The 23,364-nt window shown below is 39.1% G+C and carries 20 protein-coding genes and 1 pseudogene; 10 read left to right on the plus strand and 11 right to left on the minus strand.

The window, feature by feature from the left end:
• Positions 1-22: 22 nt before the first annotated feature.
• The gene (locus L4F92_RS04650; RefSeq protein WP_250364386.1) at positions 23-2,368 is read right to left on the minus strand and encodes a TonB-dependent receptor; all 2,346 of its coding nucleotides are present in this window, start codon (positions 2,366-2,368) and stop codon (positions 23-25) included.
• 165 nt (positions 2,369-2,533) lie between these two features.
• Between L4F92_RS04650 and L4F92_RS04655 the strand changes: the two genes are divergently transcribed.
• A complete protein-coding gene (locus tag L4F92_RS04655) occupies positions 2,534-2,956 on the plus strand; it encodes a PPC domain-containing protein (protein ID WP_250364387.1) in 423 nt (140 codons plus the stop codon).
• A gap of 211 nt (positions 2,957-3,167) precedes the next feature.
• Here the strand turns inward: L4F92_RS04655 and L4F92_RS04660 are convergent, their stop codons facing one another.
• Entirely contained in the window at positions 3,168-3,944 is a 777-nt protein-coding gene (locus L4F92_RS04660; RefSeq protein WP_250364388.1) for a TOBE domain-containing protein, read from the minus strand.
• Positions 3,945-4,106: 162 nt separating this feature from the next.
• On the opposite strand from L4F92_RS04660, the gene modA reads away from it, so the two are divergent.
• The 3 genes and pseudogenes from modA to modC all read left to right on the plus strand — a co-directional run.
• Positions 4,107-4,871 carry a molybdate ABC transporter substrate-binding protein gene (gene modA, locus L4F92_RS04665; protein WP_250364389.1) on the plus strand — a complete coding sequence of 255 codons (765 nt, stop codon included), beginning with the start codon at positions 4,107-4,109 and terminating at the stop codon, positions 4,869-4,871.
• A 15-nt stretch (positions 4,872-4,886) separates the two neighbouring features.
• On the plus strand, positions 4,887-5,609 hold the full coding sequence (modB, locus tag L4F92_RS04670; RefSeq protein ID WP_442778853.1) for a molybdate ABC transporter permease subunit: 723 nt from the start codon (positions 4,887-4,889) through the stop codon (positions 5,607-5,609).
• Positions 5,596-6,273, plus strand: a pseudogene (gene modC / locus L4F92_RS04675) (molybdenum ABC transporter ATP-binding protein); the annotation flags it as partial. The gene modB and the pseudogene modC, both read left to right, overlap by 14 nt.
• Before the next feature lie 131 nt (positions 6,274-6,404).
• Here the strand turns inward: modC and tehB are convergent.
• Complete coding sequence (gene tehB, locus L4F92_RS04680) at positions 6,405-7,265, minus strand: SAM-dependent methyltransferase TehB (protein ID WP_250364391.1); 861 nt, start codon at positions 7,263-7,265, stop codon at positions 6,405-6,407.
• Between the two features lie 232 nt (positions 7,266-7,497).
• On the opposite strand from tehB, the gene nrdR reads away from it, so the two are divergent.
• From nrdR to yfbR, 4 genes are read left to right on the plus strand one after another with little or no spacing between them, the layout of a single operon-like run.
• Positions 7,498-7,947 (plus strand): transcriptional regulator NrdR, encoded by a 450-nt coding sequence (gene nrdR, locus L4F92_RS04685; RefSeq protein WP_250364392.1) that lies wholly within the window; start codon positions 7,498-7,500, stop codon positions 7,945-7,947.
• 1 nt (position 7,948) lies between these two features.
• Entirely contained in the window at positions 7,949-9,067 is a 1,119-nt protein-coding gene (gene ribD, locus L4F92_RS04690) for a bifunctional diaminohydroxyphosphoribosylaminopyrimidine deaminase/5-amino-6-(5-phosphoribosylamino)uracil reductase RibD (protein WP_250364393.1), read from the plus strand.
• A gap of 51 nt (positions 9,068-9,118) precedes the next feature.
• Positions 9,119-10,135: an outer membrane-stress sensor serine endopeptidase DegS gene (gene degS, locus L4F92_RS04695; protein ID WP_250364394.1), complete on the plus strand. Its 1,017-nt coding sequence runs from the start codon at positions 9,119-9,121 to the stop codon at positions 10,133-10,135.
• Complete coding sequence (yfbR, locus tag L4F92_RS04700; protein WP_250350460.1) at positions 10,136-10,738, plus strand: 5'-deoxynucleotidase; 603 nt, start codon at positions 10,136-10,138, stop codon at positions 10,736-10,738.
• A 61-nt stretch (positions 10,739-10,799) separates the two neighbouring features.
• Here yfbR and L4F92_RS04705 read toward each other — a convergent pair whose 3' ends face one another.
• The 8 genes from L4F92_RS04705 to L4F92_RS04740 form a co-directional block, all read right to left on the minus strand.
• On the minus strand, positions 10,800-11,441 hold the full coding sequence (locus L4F92_RS04705) for a DUF1919 domain-containing protein (protein WP_250364552.1): 642 nt from the start codon (positions 11,439-11,441) through the stop codon (positions 10,800-10,802).
• A gap of 167 nt (positions 11,442-11,608) precedes the next feature.
• On the minus strand, positions 11,609-13,105 hold the full coding sequence (locus L4F92_RS04710; protein WP_250364395.1) for a surface lipoprotein assembly modifier: 1,497 nt from the start codon (positions 13,103-13,105) through the stop codon (positions 11,609-11,611).
• Positions 13,106-13,167: 62 nt separating this feature from the next.
• On the minus strand, positions 13,168-14,724 hold the full coding sequence (locus L4F92_RS04715; RefSeq protein WP_250364396.1) for a factor H binding protein domain-containing protein: 1,557 nt from the start codon (positions 14,722-14,724) through the stop codon (positions 13,168-13,170).
• A gap of 15 nt (positions 14,725-14,739) precedes the next feature.
• Positions 14,740-16,284, minus strand: coding sequence for a zinc ribbon domain-containing protein (locus L4F92_RS04720; RefSeq protein ID WP_250364397.1), 1,545 nt, complete (start codon positions 16,282-16,284; stop codon positions 14,740-14,742).
• A 378-nt stretch (positions 16,285-16,662) separates the two neighbouring features.
• Positions 16,663-17,916 (minus strand): multifunctional CCA addition/repair protein, encoded by a 1,254-nt coding sequence (locus L4F92_RS04725; RefSeq protein ID WP_250364398.1) that lies wholly within the window; start codon positions 17,914-17,916, stop codon positions 16,663-16,665.
• Between the two features lie 17 nt (positions 17,917-17,933).
• On the minus strand, positions 17,934-18,536 hold the full coding sequence (locus L4F92_RS04730) for a TIGR04211 family SH3 domain-containing protein (protein WP_250364399.1): 603 nt from the start codon (positions 18,534-18,536) through the stop codon (positions 17,934-17,936).
• 113 nt (positions 18,537-18,649) lie between these two features.
• Positions 18,650-19,912 carry an inorganic phosphate transporter gene (locus L4F92_RS04735; protein ID WP_250364400.1) on the minus strand — a complete coding sequence of 421 codons (1,263 nt, stop codon included), beginning with the start codon at positions 19,910-19,912 and terminating at the stop codon, positions 18,650-18,652.
• 27 nt (positions 19,913-19,939) lie between these two features.
• The gene (locus L4F92_RS04740) at positions 19,940-20,620 is read right to left on the minus strand and encodes a TIGR00153 family protein (RefSeq protein WP_250350455.1); all 681 of its coding nucleotides are present in this window, start codon (positions 20,618-20,620) and stop codon (positions 19,940-19,942) included.
• 158 nt (positions 20,621-20,778) lie between these two features.
• Here L4F92_RS04740 and L4F92_RS04745 point away from each other — a divergent pair, with 158 nt between their 5' ends.
• Complete coding sequence (locus L4F92_RS04745; protein WP_250364401.1) at positions 20,779-21,885, plus strand: CYTH domain-containing protein; 1,107 nt, start codon at positions 20,779-20,781, stop codon at positions 21,883-21,885.
• Positions 21,878-23,254, plus strand: coding sequence for a DNA repair protein RadA (gene radA / locus L4F92_RS04750; RefSeq protein ID WP_250364402.1), 1,377 nt, complete (start codon positions 21,878-21,880; stop codon positions 23,252-23,254). The genes L4F92_RS04745 and radA overlap by 8 nt, the downstream gene beginning before the upstream one ends.
• Positions 23,255-23,364: the final 110 nt, after the last annotated feature.

Below are 23,364 nucleotides of genomic sequence, written 5' to 3' on the forward strand. Positions count from 1 at the left end.
TTAGACGTGGTTTCTGTGAGTATTAAAATTTGATATTTAAACCTAAACTGGCATTTCTCCCTGCTAATGGAGCGAGAAATTTTAATGATGACGTATTAGAGCGCGCTTCTCTGTTCGTTATATTATTTACATTGAGGTAAAGCTCAATTTCTGTTTGTTTCCAAGGATAGGTATAGCTGATGCCTAAATCAACAAGCGTGAAAGAAGGAACGGAAAGTTTTTCATCAATTTCATTGCTGACATTTTTTTGTGTTTTGTAATGAATAGCAGAAATAAATCCTTTCCATCGATCATATTCAATATTCAGATCAGCGCCAAATCGAGATGATGGTAAATTAGGTAAATAGTTTCCTAGCCCAGTTAGACGATGAGGGAGTTTCTGTTTGACTTGATCATAAAAAGTATGCCAATACCAAGTACCGAAATGAGCAGTTTCCATCGTATAAGTTAAATCTAATTCCCATCCAGTTAAGGTAAATGGGGTCTGACGCCATTCTTTTACCATTAAACCATTTCGTGCGACACCGGTATAACCTAAATAAGTAAAATGATCGAATTTTGTTTGATACCAGTTTAGGCTAATATCGAAAGGATCAGTGCTATATCCGATCGAAAATTCCCACGTTTTACTCTTTTCTTTCGCAAGCCGAGCATCACCATTTTCTTCGATTAATAACGCATAGTGGTTATTATTAGCATATAATTCATTCATTTCTAAGGCGCGTTCGGCAAAGGTGCGTTGAATTCTGAGGTAGCTATTGTCAGTTGGATTAAATTGCAGAGCAAGATGACTATTTTGCAAATAAAATTCACGATCTTTCGCATAATAGCCGCCTATCCCTCTTGCAGTGCCAGCAACATTCTCACCTAATTTATACCGCACTTTTTCAATACGATGTCCTGCTTCTAGCATAAATGGAGAAAGATCAAGGGTTTCAATACCATATACACTATAAGATTTTCTTGTTAAATGAGGCAAATAAGCATCTTCTCCATTTGGTTGTACGTGTTGATGAGAAAAATCAGTACCAATTGTGCCGATCAGGCGTCCAAATAAAGGTTGATGGCTTGCATAGAGGCGATAACTGTAATTTTTTGACTGAAATCCATTAGAAAGTACATCACCAAGGTATTCATTATCTTTAGCTTGTTGATAATTTACTTGTAAATCAATGGCATCGATACCAGTAAATGGTGTTTTCCAATGTGTTCGCCAGTCTAAGCGATGAGTTTTATTTTTCACATTGACTGGCGCATAACCATCTATGGTTTGGGTATTTAAATAAGCAAACCCCGGTACGCCATAATCCGCATCATAATAATGCCAAGCAATGCCTGAGTAACCAAAATCACTAATGTAACTCGTACCAAGCGTAAAGGTACGTGTTTGCGAGTGGCTATTCGGTATTTTTCCGTACGGATAAGAACGATATTCTTTCATTTCACCAAATTTCTCTGCATAGTAAGGGCTATTTGGTACATATAAAGGATTTGGTGGGTTTTGCACAAAAACATTACCACGGTTATTCGTATATTTATCTTCTTCAGTAAGACCTAAGCTCGTATCTTGATAATTATCTAAATAATATTGACTAATATATTTGAAATAGGCTGGATTAATTGTTGTTAATACAGGAATACTTACCTGACATTGACGCTGTAAATCTGTCCGAGATTGTAGATAGCTTTTATCATAGCAAACAGAAGATTTGGTTCGATGAGGTATTTTTACAGAAGAAATCTTACTGATACTTCCACTGATATGCCCTGCCCAATGTTCATCATTACTCAGATTGAGCTGAAATAGCCCTTGGTTTGGCGCATTAATTCCTTTATTTAGGGTTACTTGTCCGCTTATTTTTTGATGCGAAATTTTATTAGGGATTGAATTATCTAATACATTCACTGCACCACCAAGGCTACGTCCACCGTATAGAATACTGGCACTTCCTTTGTTGATTTCAATTTCTTTTGCATTCAATGGATCGACAGAAGTTGCAAGATTACCACTTACTATAGCTAAGTCATTGATCGGCATATTATTTTGTAAAACAGTAACACGCTGACCTGATAATCCTCGAATAATAGGACGACTTGCATTTGGTCCAAAAGAACTGCTTTGTACACCTGAGGTTTTATCTACGACTGAACCAATGGTTGTCGAATAGTTCTGCTTTAATTGCTGTTCGGTGATTTTATGTTGCGTATGCAAATAATGATCGGGTACCGCGGTTGGAGAAATGGTGGTTTCAACTAAAATCGGCGCTAATTGTTGGCTATTTTCTCCATTTTGCTCCGCATTTGATGGCATTGTACTCGCTGCTGCGATTAAAAATAATGAAATTTTATGAAATTCAAAAGATTGCATTTATACACCTTATTTTTTAATGAAAAATAAGTGGAAATGCTAACATAAAATAGCTAAAAGTAAATGGAGATAAAGAAACTTTATTATTTTTACAAAATAAGTGATAACATAATAGACACACCATCCATTTTTATGGTGTGCTATTTTTATCTAACGAGAGAGGAAATGATGAAAACATTAAACAAAATTTACTGTGCATTTTTAGCTGTAGGTCTTGTCGGTTTATCAGGTTGCGAACAAGCCACAAAGACTGATACCGCTGCAACAAAAACAGATGTTGTTGAACAAGCTCAAGCTAAACAAGAGACTGAAAATACTCAGGCGTTTGTTCAACATTATGAAGGAAAAGTTACTGGCTATGATTTCCAAAGTTATCCTTTTGAAGGAAAAAAAGGGCAAACATTAATTGTTAAATTGGTTACCCAAGGGAATGTAGATGCTTTCTTATATGGATATGATGATTATTCTTATGGCGAAGCTTATACGCTACCAGAAACAGGGCAATATGAATTACGAGTAGGCCAGCCTCGAGCAGCCTCCTATAAAGGTAAGACTTCTAGCTATGAGTTAACGATTGAATTGAAATAGTATCAGCGTTAAATTTTAACTTATTCTTTGATAAACCTATTTTATCGCCGTTTAAATTTGGAATGAAACGAGATGGCACGTTACAGGCAATGCAATAAAGCAAGCCTATAACGTGCCATCTTATTTCAAAATTTGAAAAAATATACCGAAAATCGCAAACTCAAAATGAGGCAGGGTAGTTAGCTAAATAGGCTATTTAGCTAACACAATGCTAGTACAGTGTGAGTAAAACAATTTGTTCAGGATCAATATAGCAAAAGAGTTTATCGCCTTGTTGAAAAGAGGAATGTTCGTCAAGGCTAGCACAGCATTCTAATTGCTCATTTAGGGTGAGAATTGCTTCATTAGTGTGATTTTGATGATTGATATAGGATAAAAGTGCGGTGAAAATATTACAGGTTTTTTGCGGTTTTTTAGCGAATAATTTTACCCAAGGCGCTTTGATCATTAGCATTACTTCTTTACCTAAATGAAGCTGTAAACGTACCGCACTTTGTGCGGTGATAAAGGCAATAATAGGTTGATCGAAGTGGGGAAGTTCGATTTCCACAGCGCAATGATTGTCTTCTTGTGTTAGGCTTTTCACTGTACCAAAAAACTGATTTCTGGCGCTACTTTGCAAAGAAAAACGCGCCGTAGCAGTCAGTAAACTATCAAGGGGAATTTGTTCATCTTGTAGAATTTGAAAGGCTTTTTGTTGTGTTTCTTGCAATAGATCGTAGAGTTTTAACAATCGCTTGGCATAATTTGTCAGTGTTGTACCGCCACCATTTTTTCCACCTGTATTACGTTCTAGTAAAGGCATCGGGCTGAGGCTATTCATTGCTTCAAGATGATCCCAAGCACTTTTATAACTCACGTTGGCGTTTTTTGCTGCTTGGCTGATAGAGCCAGATTCGGCAATTTCACGTAATAAACGCATTCGTTTTGGATCAACAAAAAGCTGTTGTTGTAATTTTATACTGAGCAATACTTCACTATTTAACATTATTCCCCTCAAATTCCCAATAGAGTTTGTGCTAGCCCTGTTTATTTTGACACCCTTGAAATCAAGTAAAACTATTTTACGAGAAGTTCTCTTTTTTATGTAGCTTTTATTTTTCAAATCGTTATATAATTTATTTTATATTGGTGACTAAGGAGTATCCCAATGCTAAAACTTAAAACATTTCTTTGTTCAACTTTATTGGCTTGTTCACTATTTTCACTTTCTGCGCAAGCGAAGCTGACTATTTTTGCCGCTGCTTCTATGACAAATGTATTAGAAGAGGTGAAAACGCAGTATTTAGCAACTCACCCTAAAGAAGAAATTGATTTTTCTTTTGCCTCTTCTTCTGTATTGGCGAGACAAATTTCACAGGGAGCGCCAGCGGATATTTTTATTTCTGCCAACCAAAAATGGATGGATTTTTTATCGGAAAAGAATGTGATTGAGCCAAAAAGTCGCGTGAATTTAGTGCAGAATAGTCTGGTTATGATTGCCCCGAAAAACAGCCGATTAGCGCAGATTGATGTGCAAAATGCTCAGTGGCAAGGTGAATTAAAAGGTAGCTATTTGGCAGTGGGGGATCCTGCGCACGTTCCTGCTGGGAAATATGCACAAGAAGCCTTAACAAGCTTAAATCAATGGCAAGTGGTTGAAAATAAACTTGCCAGAGCCAATAATGTGCGTGCTGCATTAGCCTTAGTTGAACAAGGTGAAGCCCCTCTTGGGATTGTATATGGCACAGATGCAACAGCAAGCCAAAAAGTGAAAGTGGTGGCGGTTTTCCCTGAAAATTCTCACGCGGCGATTGAATATCCTGCGGCAATTGTGGTTGGGCATAGCAATCAGGAAAGTGTTGATTTTCTTGCCTATTTGCAATCAGAAGAGGCGAAAAAGATCTTCCTGAAAGCTGGATTCGTGGTCAAATAAAAGGATACGATGCAAATGGATTGGCAGGCCTTTTTTCATTTTTCCTCAGCTGAGTTGAATGCAATTGCATTAAGTGTCAAAGTGGCATTGGTGTCAGTGTTGGCTGGATTGCCTTGCGCAATTTTGGTGGCTTGGTTGCTGGCGCGCAAAGATTTCTGGGGAAAATCCTTGCTCAATGGCATTATCCATTTGCCTTTAGTTTTACCTCCTGTGGTGGTTGGTTATTTATTATTAATCGCAATGGGGCGAAATGGCATTATTGGGCGATACTTATTGCAATGGTTTGATTTTAGCTTTGGCTTTAGTTGGTATGGCGCCGCATTAGCTTCTGCCATTGTCTCTTTCCCACTAGTGGTACGCTCGATTCGTCTAGCTATTGAAAATGTGGATTTCAAACTTGAGCAAGCAGCACGCACCTTGGGATCACCTGCCTTGAAAACATTTTTCACGATCACCCTACCACTTGCTCTGCCGGGGATATTGGCAGGGATTGTGCTTGGTTTTGCTCGCTCATTAGGCGAATTTGGGGCAACCATAACCTTTGTTTCAAATATTCCAAAAGTAACCCAAACCATTCCTCTTGCAATGTTTTCTTTTATTGAAACACCGGGTGCAGAAAGTGCAGCAGCACGCTTATGTTTGATTGCTATTGCAATTGCCTTGATTTCTTTACTGATTTCGGAATGGTTAGCAAAATATACGCAAAAACGCTTGGGACAATCTGATGTTAGAAATTAATGTACGCAAACAATTAGGCAAAATGACTTTTGCGGTAGATTTACAGTTGCCCACGCAAGGGGTTACCGCATTATTTGGCTTGTCTGGTTCAGGGAAAACCACACTGATTAATTTAGTGAGTGGTTTGTTACAACCTGATGAAGGCTATATTCGTTTGAATGGGCGAGATTTAGTTAATACAGAAACACAGCTTAATCTTCCACCTAATCATCGTAATGTGGGCTATGTTTTTCAAGAAGGCAGATTATTTCCTCATTATTCGGTAATAGGCAATTTACGTTACGGAATGAAACAGAAAAATACCGCAGAGTTTGAGCGTATTGTGCAACTTTTGGGCATTGAGCATTTGCTCAAACGCTATCCGATCACCTTATCAGGCGGTGAAAAACAGCGTGTTGCGATTGGGCGTGCATTGCTCAGCCAACCTGAAATTTTGCTGATGGACGAACCCCTTTCCGCCCTTGATCTGCCACGTAAATTAGAGTTATTGGATTATCTAGATAAACTTGCACAAGAAATTGCGATTCCTATTTTATATGTTACTCATAGCCTTGAAGAATTAGCACGTTTAGCTCAACAAGTGGTGCTGTTAGATCAAGGTAAGGTAATCGCCTATGATCAATGGAAAAATTTGCGAGATAGCGCATTGTTTACCCTTTGGCGAGAAAGAGAAAAATAAAAGGAGAGTAAAAAGAATGGGGATAAATAAAATGAGGTAGAAAACAAGTGCGGTGAAAAAATTCAAAAATTTCCACCGCACTTCTGGTGTTATTGCTTTTTCTTTTTATGGTTGGTTTATTTTTTCTTTGCCAACATTGTTACAAATTTCATTTTAATGCGGTTGCCATTTTCATCTGTTTTGTGAAGTTCGCCCATTTCTTCTTGATATTTAATCAATTCCCAATTTTGATAATAATTTTTCAGTTCACCTTCTTTGAAAGTGAAAGAGAATGGCATTGGGCAAGGCACATCATCAGTACTCATTGCCGCGACAATGAGATTATAACCGCCAGCATTTGTGTGATTTTGCATATTCTCAATAATCGCAGGAATGGCATTGCGATCAAGGAACATAAACACCACCGTAGACAGAATAAAATCGTAATTTTCCTGAATATTGGCGTCATTGATATTATAAAGTGCGGTCTGAATATTGAGATTTTCTTTTTCCGCCGTACTGGTTAGAAAAGCAAGGCTATTTTCGTTGTGATCCCAAGAAGTCACATCATAGCCAAGCAGACTTAAAAAGAGCGAGTTGCGTCCTTGTCCGCAACCAAGATCTAAGACTTTGCAAGGCGGAATGATTTCCACCGCATTTTTCACTTCAGAATGCGTTGGGGTCATATTATATTTTTTGCTGAAATAATCTTCTTTTTTACAATAAAATGCTAAATAACATTCCAGATCATCCGAAGCGGCTTCGACGCGGTGCCATAGTTGCGGTTCAACAAAAGGCGTGTCATCTTGCGCAGTGAAAATATGCTCACTCACTACGTCCCCTTGTTCGGTTAAAACATAAAATTTTAGTTTGCCTTGTAGCACGGTAATTTTGCCCCAAGTGCCAATTTTCGTGTTATGTTTTTCTTGGAACATTTTTGGCAGACTTTCTTTGTTCCACACAGGCATTTTTTTGTAGCAAATTAATTCATTTTTCATTGTCTTTCTCCAAAGATAAAATAGTTGAGTAATATAGTAGGGAATTAAGGTGTATAAGGCAATAAGACAACAAAAAAAGTTATAAAATACCTGCGTAAGATCATTTTTTGCCGTATAAAGATCGTAAAAAAAGGTAAATTTTGCTACAATTCGAGCCTTTATAACAAAAATTTTATGCTGTTTTAGCCATTAAAATGGGAAATACCATTTAAAAAGGGGATTGAAAGAATTTATGCGTTGTCCTTTTTGTTCAACAGAAGAAACGAAAGTGATCGATAGTCGGTTGGTCTCCGATGGCTTTCAGGTTCGCCGCCGCCGTGAATGTGGGCATTGTCACGAACGTTTTACCACCTTTGAAATTATTGAACTCGTGATCCCAAAAATTATTAAAAGTGATCAATCGCGCGAACCTTTTGATGAAGAAAAACTCCGTCGTGGTATTCTGCACGCCTTAGAGAAACGTCCAGTAAGTTCTGATGATGTGGAAAAATCCATTAATCGCATTATTCATCAACTGCGTGCCACAGGGGAGCGTGAAGTGCCAAGCCATTTTGTCGGGCAACTGGCAATGAATGAGTTAAAAAAATTGGATAAAGTCGCCTATATCCGTTTTGCCTCCGTTTATTTAAGTTTTGATGACATCGATCAATTTACCAAAGAAATCGAAAGCCTGAAGGATTAATATGCAATCATTTTCTCAACAAGATCAGCAATTTATGCAAATGGCGTTGGATCTCGCCAAGCAAGGACGTTTTACTACCACGCCAAATCCTTCAGTGGGTTGTGTTTTGGTTAAAGAAGGCAAGGTGATCGGTAAAGGCTTCCACCTTAAAGCAGGGCAACCACACGCCGAAGTAATGGCATTGCGTGAAGCTGGAGAAAATGCGCGTGGTGCAACGGCTTATGTTACCCTTGAGCCTTGTTCTCATTTTGGTCGCACGCCACCTTGCGCCAAAGGATTAATTGAAGCTGGGGTAATAAAAGTGATTGCCGCAATGACCGATCCCAATCCGCAAGTTGCTGGACGTGGCTTGAAAATGCTTGAACAAGCTGGCGTGCAAACGGAGGTCGGATTATTGGCAGAGCAAGCAGCGTTGCTCAATCAAGGTTTTCTCACAAGAATGCGTCGCAATCGTCCTTTTGTACAACTGAAAATGGCGATGAGCATTGATGGACGGACCGCAATGGCAAGTGGCGAAAGTAAATGGATCACCGGTGCACTGGCACGTCAAGATGTGCAGCAATATCGGGCAGCAGCAAGTGCCATTCTTTCCACAAGTCAAACGGTATTAATGGATAATCCGATGTTAAATGTACGTTGGGAGCAACTTCCTTTAGCGGTTCAACAACAATATCCTGATAGCGAACTTCGCCAGCCCGTGCGGGTTATTTTAGATAGCCAGCATCGAGTTACGCCAGAATATCAGTTATTTCAACAACCTACGCCTGTTTGGTTAGTCAGTTCAACGGTAAGAGATATGCAAGGTATGCCCGATTTCTGTCAGGCAATACATATTGAAAAAAAGGCGGATTTTTTCACCGCACTTTTAACTCAGTTAGCAGAACAACAAATTAATACCTTATGGGTTGAAGCGGGCGCACAATTAGCCGGTGCCTTGATTGAAGCAAAATTGGTGGACGAGCTGATTATTTATCTTGCACCTAAATTATTGGGCGATAAAGGGAAAGGTCTTTGTCAATTACCGCATCTCCAAAAATTAGCTGATGCGCCACAATGGCAATTACAATCGGCAACGCCAATTGGTGAAGATTTAAAATTAATTTATCATCCAAAAAATTAAGTGAAAGTAAAGAAACAAGCAAATCATATAACGAATACGAAGAGAATAAGAATGTTAAGAAAGCTTATCCAATCGATTGTCATCGGTTTACTTGCCGCTGGCGCAATTTTGTTAATTAGCCCTTTCCTAAAGCAAGATCAGCCTTTGTTTCAAAAAGCGATCCTTTCTTTTAAAGATGCGGTTAGGGTTGCCTCGCCTGCGGTCGTGAATGTGTACAGTCAATCTTTTACTTCGATGAGTGGACAGCCACAGATTACCAATCTTGGCTCGGGCGTGATAATGGTGAAAGACGGGCATATTCTCACCAATAAACACGTTATTCAAAATGCCGATCAAATCGTGGTGGCAATGCAAAATGGGCGAATTTTTGAAGCCAGTTTGATCGGCTCAGACAATCTTACCGATTTAGCGGTACTAAAAATCCGCGCAGATAATTTACCCACTATTCCTAATACCAAGCGTAAATTGCACGTAGGTGATGTGGTGCTTGCCATTGGTAACCCTTATAACTTAGGGCAAAGCGTATCGCAAGGCATTATCAGTGCGTTGGGGCGCAATGCGGTAGGTGATTACATTGGGCGACAAAATTTTATCCAAACTGATGCGTCCATTAATCGCGGTAATTCAGGTGGCGCATTGATTAATTCCCTTGGTGAATTGGTGGGCATTAGCACATTAAGCATTGGTAAAAATGCTAATGAAATTGCGGAAGGGTTGAATTTTGCCATTCCCATTGATCTTGCCAATGACGTAATGAAAAAAATTATCCGTGATGGACGTGTGATCCGCGGTTTTCTTGGTATTCAGACTGACGTGTTGCTTAGTGATGAAACGAGCAGCAAAGGCATTGAAATCACGAATGTGAAAGAAAACAGCCCTGCTGCCAAAGCCGGTTTACAAGCGGGGGATATTATGCTGCAATTTGGCGATATAAAAGCAGAATCACCGGCACAAATGATGAATGTGATTAGTAATACCAGACCAAACACCACCGTGAATATGGTGATTTCTCGTCTTGGCAAAGTGATGACTTTGCCGGTTACCATTGAAGAATATACGGAGAACTAAATGTCCTTTGAACGCTTACAACCGAGCCACTTCTTTGCCTGTTTGGATCGCTTAAAGCTCATTCAGCGTTGGTCTTTAATGCGTAATATTGAAAAAGAGAATTTAGCAGAACATAGCCTACAAGTGGCGTTTGTGGCACATATGTTGGCTATCATCAAAAATAAATTTTATGCAGGTCAGCTAAATCCTGAACGCATTGCCGTATTGGCAATGTATCACGACAGTGCAGAAATTTTTACTGGCGATTTGCCCACGCCAATTAAATATTTTAATGACAGCATTACCCAAGCCTATAAACAAATTGAAAGTGCCGCAGAATTTCATTTATTGAGTTTACTCCCTGAAGAATTGCAACCTGATTTTGCGCCTTATTTACATAGCGAACAATTTTCTGCTGAAGAAAAACACATTGTAAAACAAGCCGATTTACTTTGTGCTTACATCAAAGCGAAGTTTGAATTGGAACAAGGTAATCAAGAATTCTCTTCCGCGAAAGTACGGTTAGAAGCATTAATGGCGGAATGGCACAGTGAAGAAATGACATATTTTATTCAAGTGTTTATCCCAAGTTTTGGACGTAGCCTTGACGAAATTGCGTTGTAAGAGTTCAGTTAAAAAGTGCGGTAAAAAATTTAACAAAATTTTACCGCACTTTATTTTTATCCTAATGTGATGAACGTTTCTCGTTTTTGTTTTGGTTAAACCAAGCGAGATAATCAAACTGATCATAATAGCGTTTACCACTCCAACCTGAATAAGCAAAAAGATCGCCCACACAATCTCGTTGTTCAAAGCCTTGGATGTAAAAAGCGGAAGGAATTGCTGGGTAAGGTTTATGTGTAAATACCACTTTGTTTGGATAAGGCAGGGCATCAAAGGCGTTGAGATCTTGTTCTGTGCAGCCATCACGATCGGTCATAATAATAAAAAGATTTTTAAGATCAATCCGTTGTGAGCGCTGTTGCCATTTTTCTTGGGCTTGCTGTGCATTCGCATAATGCATAAAGTGAATTTTTACATCATCTAAATAAGCAATCGGGTAAGGTGATTGTGTCACAAATTGCAAGGTTTGTTGCTGATAATGTTCAATACGCTGTAAATAGCGAATAAAATCTTTGGGTTCAAGATATAAATTTACAAAAGGCGAATTAAACGGTTGTGCTAAATCGTGCAAAATAAATGCACCGTTACAATTACTGGCTATTACCGTCATTCCTTTATTTTTCAATCCATTACGCATTTTGGGATGAATGAACAGTTTGCGTAACAGGGCATTGTATTTGTTTTTGAGTAAAGAGAATCGCATAAAATAAAAATCGATTGAGATATTATGTTCTATGATTGAAATCATACCACGTTACATTACCTCATTCTATTTTAAACAATAAATGAAATAGGATCTTGGCAACGAATATTTGTGGAGAAAAGATGATGGCAGGTATGCCATCATCGAAACAAAGGGAAAAAGACCTTTTAGAATGTTTTTTCAAAATTTAAGAATACACGGTTTTTATGGTAACTATAAAGTGCGGGGAGATTACTATTCACTTTTGTCCAACTAAAATTAAGTTTTGGTGTAATACCCCATAGATGCCATTCACGATTCCATAAAGTAATGACACCATTGTATTCTTTATCTTTACGAATTTTATTAAAGAATAAATTCTTTTCTTTGAAAGTACGTTGTTCTATCCCAAATTGCAAACGGGTTGAAATGCCCCATTTCCATTCTTGTCCCCAGCCTAAACGGAAACCTAAGCGATCAGAGGAGAACATTTTATTTTGTGCTTTTTCACGTTGATAATCTAAACCACCATAGAAATAGGTTTTGGCATTAAATAAATGCAGCAAAGTAGTGGAATAAAGTTGGTTATTACTGTTAGCACCATCATTGGTTTTATACCTTGTTTTGCTCAATTCTATTGCAGAGCTTGTTTGCCATTTTGGCGATAACCAACGCTCATACTCAAAACGCAGCCCATAATTACGGCTATATTTTTTACCACCGAACCAACGATAAGTGTAGAAAGGTAAAATAGCAAATCGATTATTGATATCTTGATATTGATACCCCACGGTTGTGCGATTCAAAATATCATCATAGTCGTGATTATCCCAATAGCTTTTACCATATAGATTATTTTCTAAATAAAGTGAATGTCGACCAATTAAATTCATTTTTTTACTGAAATTTACCCCATATTGTAATCCGTGAGCGGATTGAGGCAATGAATCTTCACTTTTTTGGAAAGGGGTATTACCGATATAGACGACTTTGTCTTTCGCAGCATTATTAACGTTGTTATCTTGTAAATAAGATAATGAAGCACTAAATGACCAAGCTGATTGGCGTTTAATTGCCGCTAAATACTGATCAGAAATAAGCATTATTTCAGGTGGGAGATCAGGACTTGCACGCAATTTGTTAAATTGATCTTCAGCCGCTTCGCTTTGGTAATCCTCAAATAATGTTTGAGCGAGTGCAAAACGAACGGGGGAGAAGCTAGGATTTTCCGCAATAATATGACGGTATAAACGAATAGCATCAGTTAAATTGCCTTCTATTCGGTACAGCATTGCTTGAGCATAATCAATGAGAATAGGATCGGGATCGACCGTTTTTTTATAAATCGTGAGCAAATCAGGCAATAAATCCCAGCGATGAGTATCGATCACATAGTTTAATAATTTACGAGCCAGTTCAGGATGTTGTTGTAAGTCTTCATCTGAAAGTTCAGTGCTGTTATCTGGCGTTGTTTCAGACGCTGATTGAGGGGCTTTGGGCACAGTATTAAAATCAGGTTGTGCTACATTAAGCGTCTCTTTCGGTTCATTTTTTATTTCCAGTGCCGTATTTGTTGGCATTGCTGCTGGGGCTGCCAGGCTATTTTGTACAACGCTAAAAGAAAATAGCCCTAAACATAAAGAAGAAAGGGGAAATTGAGTAAGTATTTTTAATCGATTAGGCATAATGTCTTCTCAATAAAGCTAAAAGAAAGCCCTGCTAAGGCGAACTTAGCAGGGGAAAAAGGCTATTTGGAGGTGCCACCAAAAATTTGTCTATTAGTAACATCAGAATCTTTAATTTCACCAACCACTTCTTCGGCATTAGGGCCAACAAAGATCCCTTCATACTCACCATCAGAAGGACGATTAACATCATAATGGCCATATTGGATTTCTCCAGAAAAGCCTATTTGATGATCAGTATAGCCCCACCGAGCACTATCAGTATCGATTATAGGTGTTTTAATTAACACAATATCTTGATTATTTTCATAATTAGTCCGGTTCGTCACTTTCCCTGAAACCGTTTTATCCGCAAAGTTCGCGGTTAAAGTGAGATCCCCTTGTGCTAAATGAGGTTTATACTGACCATTCCCTTGATCTTGTCGCCAATAGCCTAGTACTTTGCCACGGTAGGTTACTTCCTCTTGCCCAGATGGACGTTGCCATACACGGTTATCTTGTGGTAATTCCCTATAAACATATCCCACTCCGTGATTCTTATTTGGAGTATATTTATCATCTTTACTATAACCGAACTCACCATCACTATACCTATCTGTATAGATGCTAAAATAAGTAGAGTAGGATTGATTGACAAAACGAGCTTGACCAATAGTTCGTTCAAACGCTAAATGGCACTCAGATGCTGAAGCACAAGTTTGTGCCGTTAGCGATTTTGATTGAATTTTTTGTGAATTAATTTCATTTTTTGAAAAGTCAATCTCTAACTCGACGGAATCAACATGGCTATCCGATACCAGAACATCAGTTTTGACATCTCTACTATTGGAATAGTCATTTTTGCCGTAAGCTGAGCCAATTATAGAACCACCATATATTTTTATACTTCTCCATTTATGTTTGTCTCCCCAATAGTTTTCTTCCCGTCTAGCTTCAACTATTTTGGTCTCATCTTTACTCAGGTTATCTAGCTGTGCTTTTTCTTTTTTAAGAGCAATTTCACTACTACTTATGCTAGCCTTTAGCTGTTCTAACTCAGTTTGTTTCTGTTTAACTTGAGTGGTTAACGCCTGTTGGGCTTTTTCTAAGGTAGACACATTTTTAGTTAAACTCTCAGCCTGCTTTTGAGCAAGCGTATATTGGCTTTGTGTGGTTTGTAATGTGGCATTGGCGTTTGCTAAATTTTGTTTAGCTTGAGCAAGCTTTTGTTGCACTTCCGCACTGTTGCCTAATTTTTGCAATTGCGTGAGTTCATTCACTTGAGAGGTTAAACGGCTTACCTCTGCTTTTTGTTTATTCACTTGTGTGATAACGGTGGTAAGCGTTGTGTTTACCGTAGCTAATTGCTGTTTTGCACTGTTTAATTCACTCGTGGTTTTTTGCAAGGATTGTTGATAGCTCGCTAGAGATTGTTGTTTATTCGCAAGCTCGCTTTGTGCTTGTTGTAATTTAGCTTTAGCATTGGCTAATTGTTGTTGCAATTGAATGGTATTGTCTGAATCATTATGAGATGTGCCTGTATTACTTGAAGTATCATCAGAATGAGAAGAGCCACAAGCCATTAACGTAGCACAAGCTAATGCAATGCTGCTTAATTGAAAAAATCGTTTTTGTTTCATATATGAATTCCTTAATTATTTTGTTACCTGTGTCCCACCAAATACAGAATCAGATTCATTTGGTAAGCCTTTTATTCTACCTACAACTTCTTCCATATTTTTACCTGCAAAGGTTCCATAAAAATTTGCATCACGAAGTGCTAAATTGTTAGGGTTATTCTTGGTGGGAACTATTGCTCTTCCTTCTTCACCATAAAAATGAATTCCCATGCTATCTACAGAAATGACACCATTTTTTAATAACAAATCTTGGGAATCTTGCGCGGGATTAACCGTGCGATTCGTGATTTTGCCATTGATGGCATTGTTATTTAAATCAGCCGTGAGGGTAATATCACCAGATTTTCCACCTACATTAATCATTTGTCCGCGATAGGTAATCTCAGTTTTTTTTGCTTTTACCGCATCATAACGCTGCTGAGCTTGTTCTTGAATTTCTGTTGCTTTGCTTACTACAGTTTGATAACCGTCATGAGTAATATAAGTCGTATATTCATCACCAAAAAGAGGCTTGAGAGAAAGAACTTGTCTATTAGTATCTATTGGTTGCCAAGCAACATAAGATGAATAATGTTGATTAACAAAGAAAACTTTACCTACGGCTTTACCTTTATTTTCAGGAATTTCAGAGCTAATTAGAACTTCATTAATTTTGGTTGGATCAGGTTTATATTGTGATAGCGGTAAGGTAGGGGGCGATTGAGAGATTTTGATCGTTTCCCCCTGAGTGTTCCTAATTGATTCTTCGTGCGAATGTATTACTCGGATAAAACCCTGTGACAAACCTGGATAATACAGCTCTGTACTTGCACTCCCCCATCGTGAAGTTGAGTGTGGGGCACTAGAAGTACCAAAATGAATATCACGCCATCTAACCCCATCGCTATCTAGTTCATATTTTTTCACCCATTCTCTGTCTTTATTATATTGGGCAATTTTATCCGCAACGGTTTTACGTTCTGCGGTAATTTGATTCAGTTTATTTTGTTGTTGCTTAAGTTGAGTGTTAAGACCGCTTAATTGCGTTTCTAATGGTTTGATTTTCGTTTTGAATTGCGCTACGGTTGCGGTCGATTGCTTAATTTGTTCATTCAGCTTATTTAATTGTGCTGTTTTATTTTGTACTTCCGCCTTGACCTGTTGTAACTGCGCTTCAGCACTGTCTTTTTGTTTAATTAAATTCGCGATATTCGGATCGGTATTCTTTTTTAAATCCGCAAGTTGTGTATTCAATGACTGAATTTTTGCTTCTAGTTTTGCTTTTTCGCTATTGCTTGCTTGCAAGCTATTATTTAATGTATCACGCTCACTGCGTTGTCTCGCCAAATCTTGTTTCGCTTGTGTGATTTGACTTTGCAATGTGTTGATTTGTTGGTTTAACCCCTCCGTTGCTTTTTCTTTAGCTGCAATTTCGTTATTTAATTTATTAATTTCCGTGAGAAATTGCTGTTTAGAAAGGGGGGCGGTCGCGGTATTGCTTTCGGTAGCAAAAGCACCATTTACTGCAATAGCATTACTGATACATAATGCAATGAAAGAAAATTTGATTGATTTTCTCATAACTGATCCTTAATTGTTATAAATTAAACCTGTACGAGCCTCGTACAGCCAAACTCACTACTATAAGAATGAATAGACGTTTACGCGTGAAATAGGAAATATACATAAAGTAAAAAATCAACCTCATAGAGGTGAGCTATGCTTTATTCAAAAGTAAGCTAAAAAACATCCTAGAATAATGCTTTATCGCAATAGCAATGATGGTGAGTTTTCAGTAAATTTTGAATAAATCTTCCGTATTCTAAAAAAAAAAAAATGCAAGCGATTGCGTGAAAATTTTAGAAAAAATTTTATAAAGAAAATAAGAGAGTTATAGAGCGGCAATAAGGATTTTTTCACTACAACGGAAAAAGTAGTAAGAAAGAAAAGTATGATTGTTTAAAGGCTGGAATGATAGCCTTTTTTGGCTTGCTCAATGGCTTTTTGGCGGCGTTTGTTTAATTCTTCACGGATTTTTTCTTTTTCAAATCCATCTCTAATCACCTGTTGTACATCAACCTGAAGCGCTGCTTGATACAGTTTAAGTAGGAAATCCGCTTGTGGGTAATCCACCTGTTCAAAGCCCTTGCGACCTTTTGCATCTGCTTTACAAACAAGTAGCAGTTGTTCAAAACGTTCTGCTTTACGCCATACATCTAACTTATTGAATAATCTAACAATAGTGGCTGGGCGTAAGTCAAATGCACGGTGAATATTGGTATGGGTTTCGCACACAAGACAAGCTAGTTCTTTGATGTAGCTGGGGACTTTTAAGCGATTACACAGGTTTCGGGTTGGTATTATTCCGTTGTGTTCGTGTCCAATATGACGAGGAAGCATATCTTTGGGGGTGAGGGCTTTGCCTAGATCGTGGCAAATTGCGGCAAAACGTACCGCACTTTTTTGTTGCTTGTTGCTCTTTGTCGTCAGTAAGCTTGCTTGGTGCAATACCATCATTGTATGGATAAAACTATCCACTTCGGGGTGATGTTGCACTGGGTTTGGCACACCGTAAAGGGCATTTAGCTCAGGGAAAAGCACCGCTAATGCGTTGATTTTTCTCAAAATCTCAAAATAAATTTCAGGATTTTGGGTTTGTAAGGCTTTTTCTGTTTCTAGCCATACGCGCTCTGTGGTGAGATGAGAAAGTTCACCAGAGAGCGTGATTTCTTTCATTAATTGAATGGTTTCAGGCGCAATTTGAAAGCCTAAATAATGGTAACGTGCGGCAAAACGCGCCACTCTTAACACCCGTAAAGGGTCTTCTGCAAACGCTGGGGAAATATGACGGAGTAGGCGATGATTCAAATCATTGACACCACCATAAGGATCGTGCAAATTGCCTTGGCTGTCTTGGGCAATGGCATTAATCGTCAGATCTCGGCGGATTAAATCTTGCTCGAGAGTTATTTCTGGGCTGAAATCACAAATAAATCCCGTGTATCCTACACCTGTTTTTTTTTCCGTGCGTGCTAGCGCATATTCTTCTTTCTTTTTCGGATCAAGGAAGACGGGGAAATCTTTCCCGACTTGAATATAGCCTTGTTGCAGTAGCTCTTCGGGGGTTGCACCAATCACTACCCAATCTTTGTCTTTAACAGGGAGATTGAGCAGTTGATCGCGTACAGCACCGCCGACTAAATAAATTTCCATTTTGCTGAGGAATAAGGTTATGACCAGCCATCGCGGCGGCGACGTTTCGGCATAATGAAAGGAAGAATTAAGCCAAGTAGCAAACCTACGCCTAGCACTGAACCGCCGTAGATAAACCATTGAATGGCAATTTCTCGCTTACCTGCATCAAGCATTGCTTCTAAATCACGGTTTTTATTTTTGGTGATTTCAAGTTCACGGTTGAGCTGGGAGTTTTGTTCCAAGAGTTGGTTACTTTGTTGCTCAGCTTGTTTGGTTCGGCGTTGCATTTCACTCGTGCGTTGTTGCCAGTCTCCATCTAATTGATTGAGTTTTAAGGTTAATTCTTCAATTTTGGCTTTTAATTTGGGGTTTTCATCTTTGCTACTTGGTGTGCTAGAAAGCTCAGATGTTAAGATCCACGCTTCACGATTTTTACTATCACGAATGAGCGTGTAGCGATCTTTTTGGTTTAGCACGGTGACTGGCTCGCCAGAGCGGATTGCTCCGGCAATTTTAAATTGATCGCCAGCCCCTTTGCGTAAAAAAGTCGAAAGGTTTTCCGTTACATAACGTGTTTCTGCCTGTGCAAATGGCACAGAAAGAAAGAATAAAAATAAGATTTTAGTCATTTTTCGCATTACAGCACCTTAAAAACAAGACAATAAAAAAGTGCGGGAAATTGTACCGCACTTTGCTTTCATTCACAAAATCTTTGTCTTATTTTATGTGGGTTTACGCTGGTTTACGTCAGTTAAATAAAAATGGCGTGTAACACATAGTAAATCAAAATGGCAAAGAATGCCCCCGCTGGCAAGGTGATCACCCAAGAGGCGATAATATTGCGAATTACCGTTAAATTCAACGCAGCGATACCTCGTGCAAAACCGATACCAAGAATTGCACCAACAAGGGTTTGCGTGGTAGAAATGGGTAACCCTGTTCCTGAGGCAAGCACTACCGTGGTTGCTGTGGCAAATTGGGCAGAGAAACCGCGACTTGGTGTGAGATCGGTGATCCCTGTCCCAATGGTTTCCATTACTTTGTAGCCCATAATGATTAAACCTAGTGCGATCCCCGCCGCCCCTAAGGGAAGAATCCACCAAGCAAGCGGACTTTTCGCCATAATTTGACCGCCATTATCTACAATCGACACCACGGCAGACAAAGGTCCAATGGCATTTGCCACATCGTTTGAACCGTGCGCGAACGCCATTGCACAGGCGGTGAGTAGCATTAAAATGCTGAACACTTTTTCTACCGCACCAAAGGTGCCAGATTTTACGGTTTGATGGAATTTTTTGCTGCGGAAATAGAAATAGCTTGCCACCACAGAAATCGCACTAATAGCTAATGAAATAAAGAAAGTTTCGCCATCCGTTAAATGTAAACCAACGTGCTTTAAGCCTTTTATCATTGTGACGACGGACAAGATAAAGATAGTTAGCCCCATATAATATGGACCATATTTTTGTGCATTGCGTAACGGTTTTTCTGTATCGAAAATCAGTTTTTGAGTGCTGAAGAAAATACCATACGCCACCACACCAGCAATCACAGGGGTGATAAACCAACTGCCAACAATATTGCGGATAGCTGACCAGTCAATAGAATTTGGACCAACAGTAATTAAACCGAAACCGATAATCGCACCGATAATGGTGTGCGTGGTGGAAACCGGCCAGCCCATTCGTGAGGCAATAAGTAGCCAGATTCCTGAAGAAAAGAGGGCGGCCATCATACCTAACGCTAAAATTTCTGGCGTTGCGGTATATTCCATTGCATTGAGTACCCCACTTTTAATGGTTTCAGTCACTTCGCCACCCGCTAAATAGGCACCAGCACATTCAAAAATCATTGCAATAATAATGGCTTGCTTGGCAGTAATTGTGCCTGAACCTACGGATGTTCCCATTGCATTAGAAACATCATTTGCCCCCACACCAAATGCCATAAAAAAGCCGAAAGCAGCGGTGATGATCACTAATAAAGTGCCATAATGTTGAATAACTTCCATAGTATTATTCCTATGTTGCTTAAACAATTATGAACGAGCTAACATTAACTCAATTCGTGAACCTACGCGCTGGGCTTGATCAGCAAGCACGCCAATCCATTCCAGGATTTTGTATAAAAACATTGCGTCAATTGGGTTGAATTGATCTTCCATCGCACGCAAAATTAAGCGTAATTTAATTTGCATTTGATCCGTATCATCTTCAATCTCATCAAGAGTTTGGATCATTTTATTAACAAATTGCACTTCACGCCCTTTGAAACCCGTTTCAAGCAAGCCGTCCATTTCATCAATAACCAGATGAGCTTGCTCCGCCGCATCAATACTGCGTGCCACATATTTCATAAAATCTTCTTGCATTTCAGGTGGAAAAGCGCATTGACGCCCTACCATTCTGCCGGCAATATCTTTGGCATAATTAGCTAATTTATCTTGTTGTGTAACCAGTTCTAATAAATCAGTGCGTTCAATTGGCATAAACAAGCCGCGTGGCAGCTTTAAGCGAATTTCGCGTTTCAAACTATCAGCTTGGCGTTCTGTTTCCGAAATTTTTTGGCGCAATTTCTCTGCATTCTCCCAATCACCTTGGAAAGTGTAGTCAAAAAAGGGAATGAGATATTTACAACAATCAGTTACCTTAGCAGAATGACGCGCTAAGGGCTTTAATGGGGAATGGGCAAATAATCCTAAAATATTATTTACAGCCATAAGATAACTCCTTCTAGGGGTTAGGTTGAAAAATTTTTATGCATTGCTCTCTTGTTTAAGCCTATGCGCGCGTAAAATACACTATATTTCATCGAAAAAACAAGGAATTTATTAGATAATATGAAAAAACTTGATTAAGATTGGAAGGAATAGACAAAATGAGTACAGAAATTGAATTAAAACTACTAATTCCGCCGTTTCGGTTAAATTCATTCAAGCAGAATTTGATAAAAAGTGAACCGTGCGCTCATCAGCACGCTTTTTTAGGGAATACCTATTACGACACCGCAGATAAATTTTTTGCTCAGCGCCAAATGGGCTTGCGTGTTCGCAAAGAAAATCAACAGGTTACCTTAACCTTGAAAACAAAAGGCAATACTTTTGGCGGTTTACATATTCGCCCTGAATATAATTTGCCACAGCAAAATGAAAGCCCAAACTTCGCTCAATTAGTGGAAGATTATGATCTTGAACCAAGCTGGAAAAACCTTGCATTACAGCCTATTTTTGCGACAGATTTTGAGCGAGAAACTTTTTTAATTCGCACCGCACTTTCTGCAGACATTGCTACAGAAATTGAAGTGGCAATCGATCAAGGCAAAATTATTGCAGGTGATAAGCAGGCAGAAATTTGCGAAGTCGAGTTTGAGTTAAAGCAAGGTAATATCGCGGATTTGCTTAATTATGTGCGCGCCTTAGGATTAGAAAATGGTATGCGATTAAGCGCCATTAGCAAAGCACAACGGGGTTATGCATTGGCAGAAAATTATCAACCTAAAGCACAAAATTGGCTAGACAAGTGGCGTGATTTTTTAAACTTCTCCCAAGGTGAGGGCAATTTTTCACAAAAATTAACCGCACTTTTTCAACTTGAACAAAATTTAATTGAAGAAACTTTTGCCTTAGGGCAAGCTTATTTTGCAGAAGATTTCTTGCGTACGGTGGAACGAATTGGTGCATTTTTTAACCTTTATCATTTTTATACAGAAAACGGTAAGTTATTGGAAAATGCCTTTAATCAACAAGGGTTAAACGACACCCTTAAAACTGACTGGCTAGCGTTGGTGGAAAGCAGTCAGCAATGTTTAGCAGAATGCAAACAGCTTATTACACAGCATAGTGAAAGGAAAAATAATGCTGAAGTCATCGCACAATTATTTGATTTCTTACAATCGGCATTTTATTTACAACGAATGTTAAATCTTATTTCGCTGACTTATCTTGAAACGCATTTTGCGGAAAATTTGGAGGAAAAGAATGGCTAAAGCAAAAACGGCTTTTGTATGTAATGATTGCGGTGCGGAATATGCACGTTGGCAAGGACAATGTAATGCGTGCAAATCTTGGAATACCATTACGGAAATACGCCTTGCGCCTGCTAAATCGAGCAGAGCCGATCGCTTTAGCGGTTATGCGGGAGAAACACAAGCCAAAATTCAAACCTTATCGGAAATCAGTTTACAAGAAGTTCCTCGTTTTCATAGTGGTTTTTATGAGCTTGATCGTGTATTAGGCGGAGGAATTGTACCGGGAAGTGCGATCTTAATTGGCGGACACCCAGGGGCAGGAAAAAGTACACTCTTATTACAAGTGATGTGTGGTTTAGCACAAAATATGACCGCACTTTATGTGACAGGGGAAGAATCTTTACAACAAGTTGCAATGCGAGCCAATCGTCTTGGGCTACCGACAGATCGCTTAAAGATGTTATCCGAAACCTCGGTAGAACAAATTTGTCATCTTGCCGATCAACTTAAACCGCAAATCATTGTGGTGGATTCTATTCAAGTGATGCATCTAGCGGATATTCAATCCTCACCAGGAAGTGTTTCTCAAGTACGAGAATGTGCCGCTTTTCTTACGCGTTATGCCAAAACTCGCCAAGTTGCCATTATTATGGTGGGACACGTTACGAAAGACGGCACGCTTGCAGGACCAAAAGTCTTGGAACACGCCATTGACTGTTCACTTTTATTAGAGGGGGAGGCAGATAGTCGTTTTCGTACCTTACGTAGCCATAAAAATCGTTTTGGCGCGGTGAATGAACTCGGGGTTTTTGCAATGACAGAACAAGGCTTGCGTGAGGTGAAAAACCCCTCAGCCATTTTCTTAAGTCGTGGCGAAGAACAAACCGCAGGCAGTTCAGTGATGGTGCTATGGGAAGGAACTCGCCCTTTATTGGTTGAAATTCAAGCCTTGGTGGATCATTCAATGCTCGCCAATCCTCGCCGTGTTGCCGTGGGGTTAGAACAAAATCGCTTGGCATTATTACTGGCTGTATTGCATCGCCACGGCGGTTTGCAAATGTCTGATCAAGATGTTTTTGTTAATGTGGTTGGTGGGGTAAAAGTAACGGAAACCAGCGTCGATTTAGCCTTACTTCTTGCGCTTATTTCCAGCTTCCGCAATCAGCCATTACCACGCGATTTAGTGGTTTTCGGTGAAGTGGGATTAGCAGGAGAAATTCGCCCTGTACCAAGTGGGCAAGAACGGATTTCTGAGGCAGCTAAGCACGGATTTAGCCGCGCTATCGTTCCCTTTGCTAATAAACCTAAAAGTGCGGTGAAAAATATGCAAGTTTTTACCGTAAAAAAACTGAGTGACGCCTTGGCGATTCTAGATGACTTTGATTGAATGACGATGAAATCAGTGGGAAGAGGCGATTGAGGGCATTTTTTACAGATTAAATGGCTAATAATGATGTTGTTTAATAAATAATCTTGCTATACTTCGCCACCCTGATT

The sequence above is a fragment of the Avibacterium sp. 21-595 genome, assembly GCF_023611905.1.
In the GTDB taxonomy this organism is placed as follows: domain Bacteria; phylum Pseudomonadota; class Gammaproteobacteria; order Enterobacterales; family Pasteurellaceae; genus Avibacterium.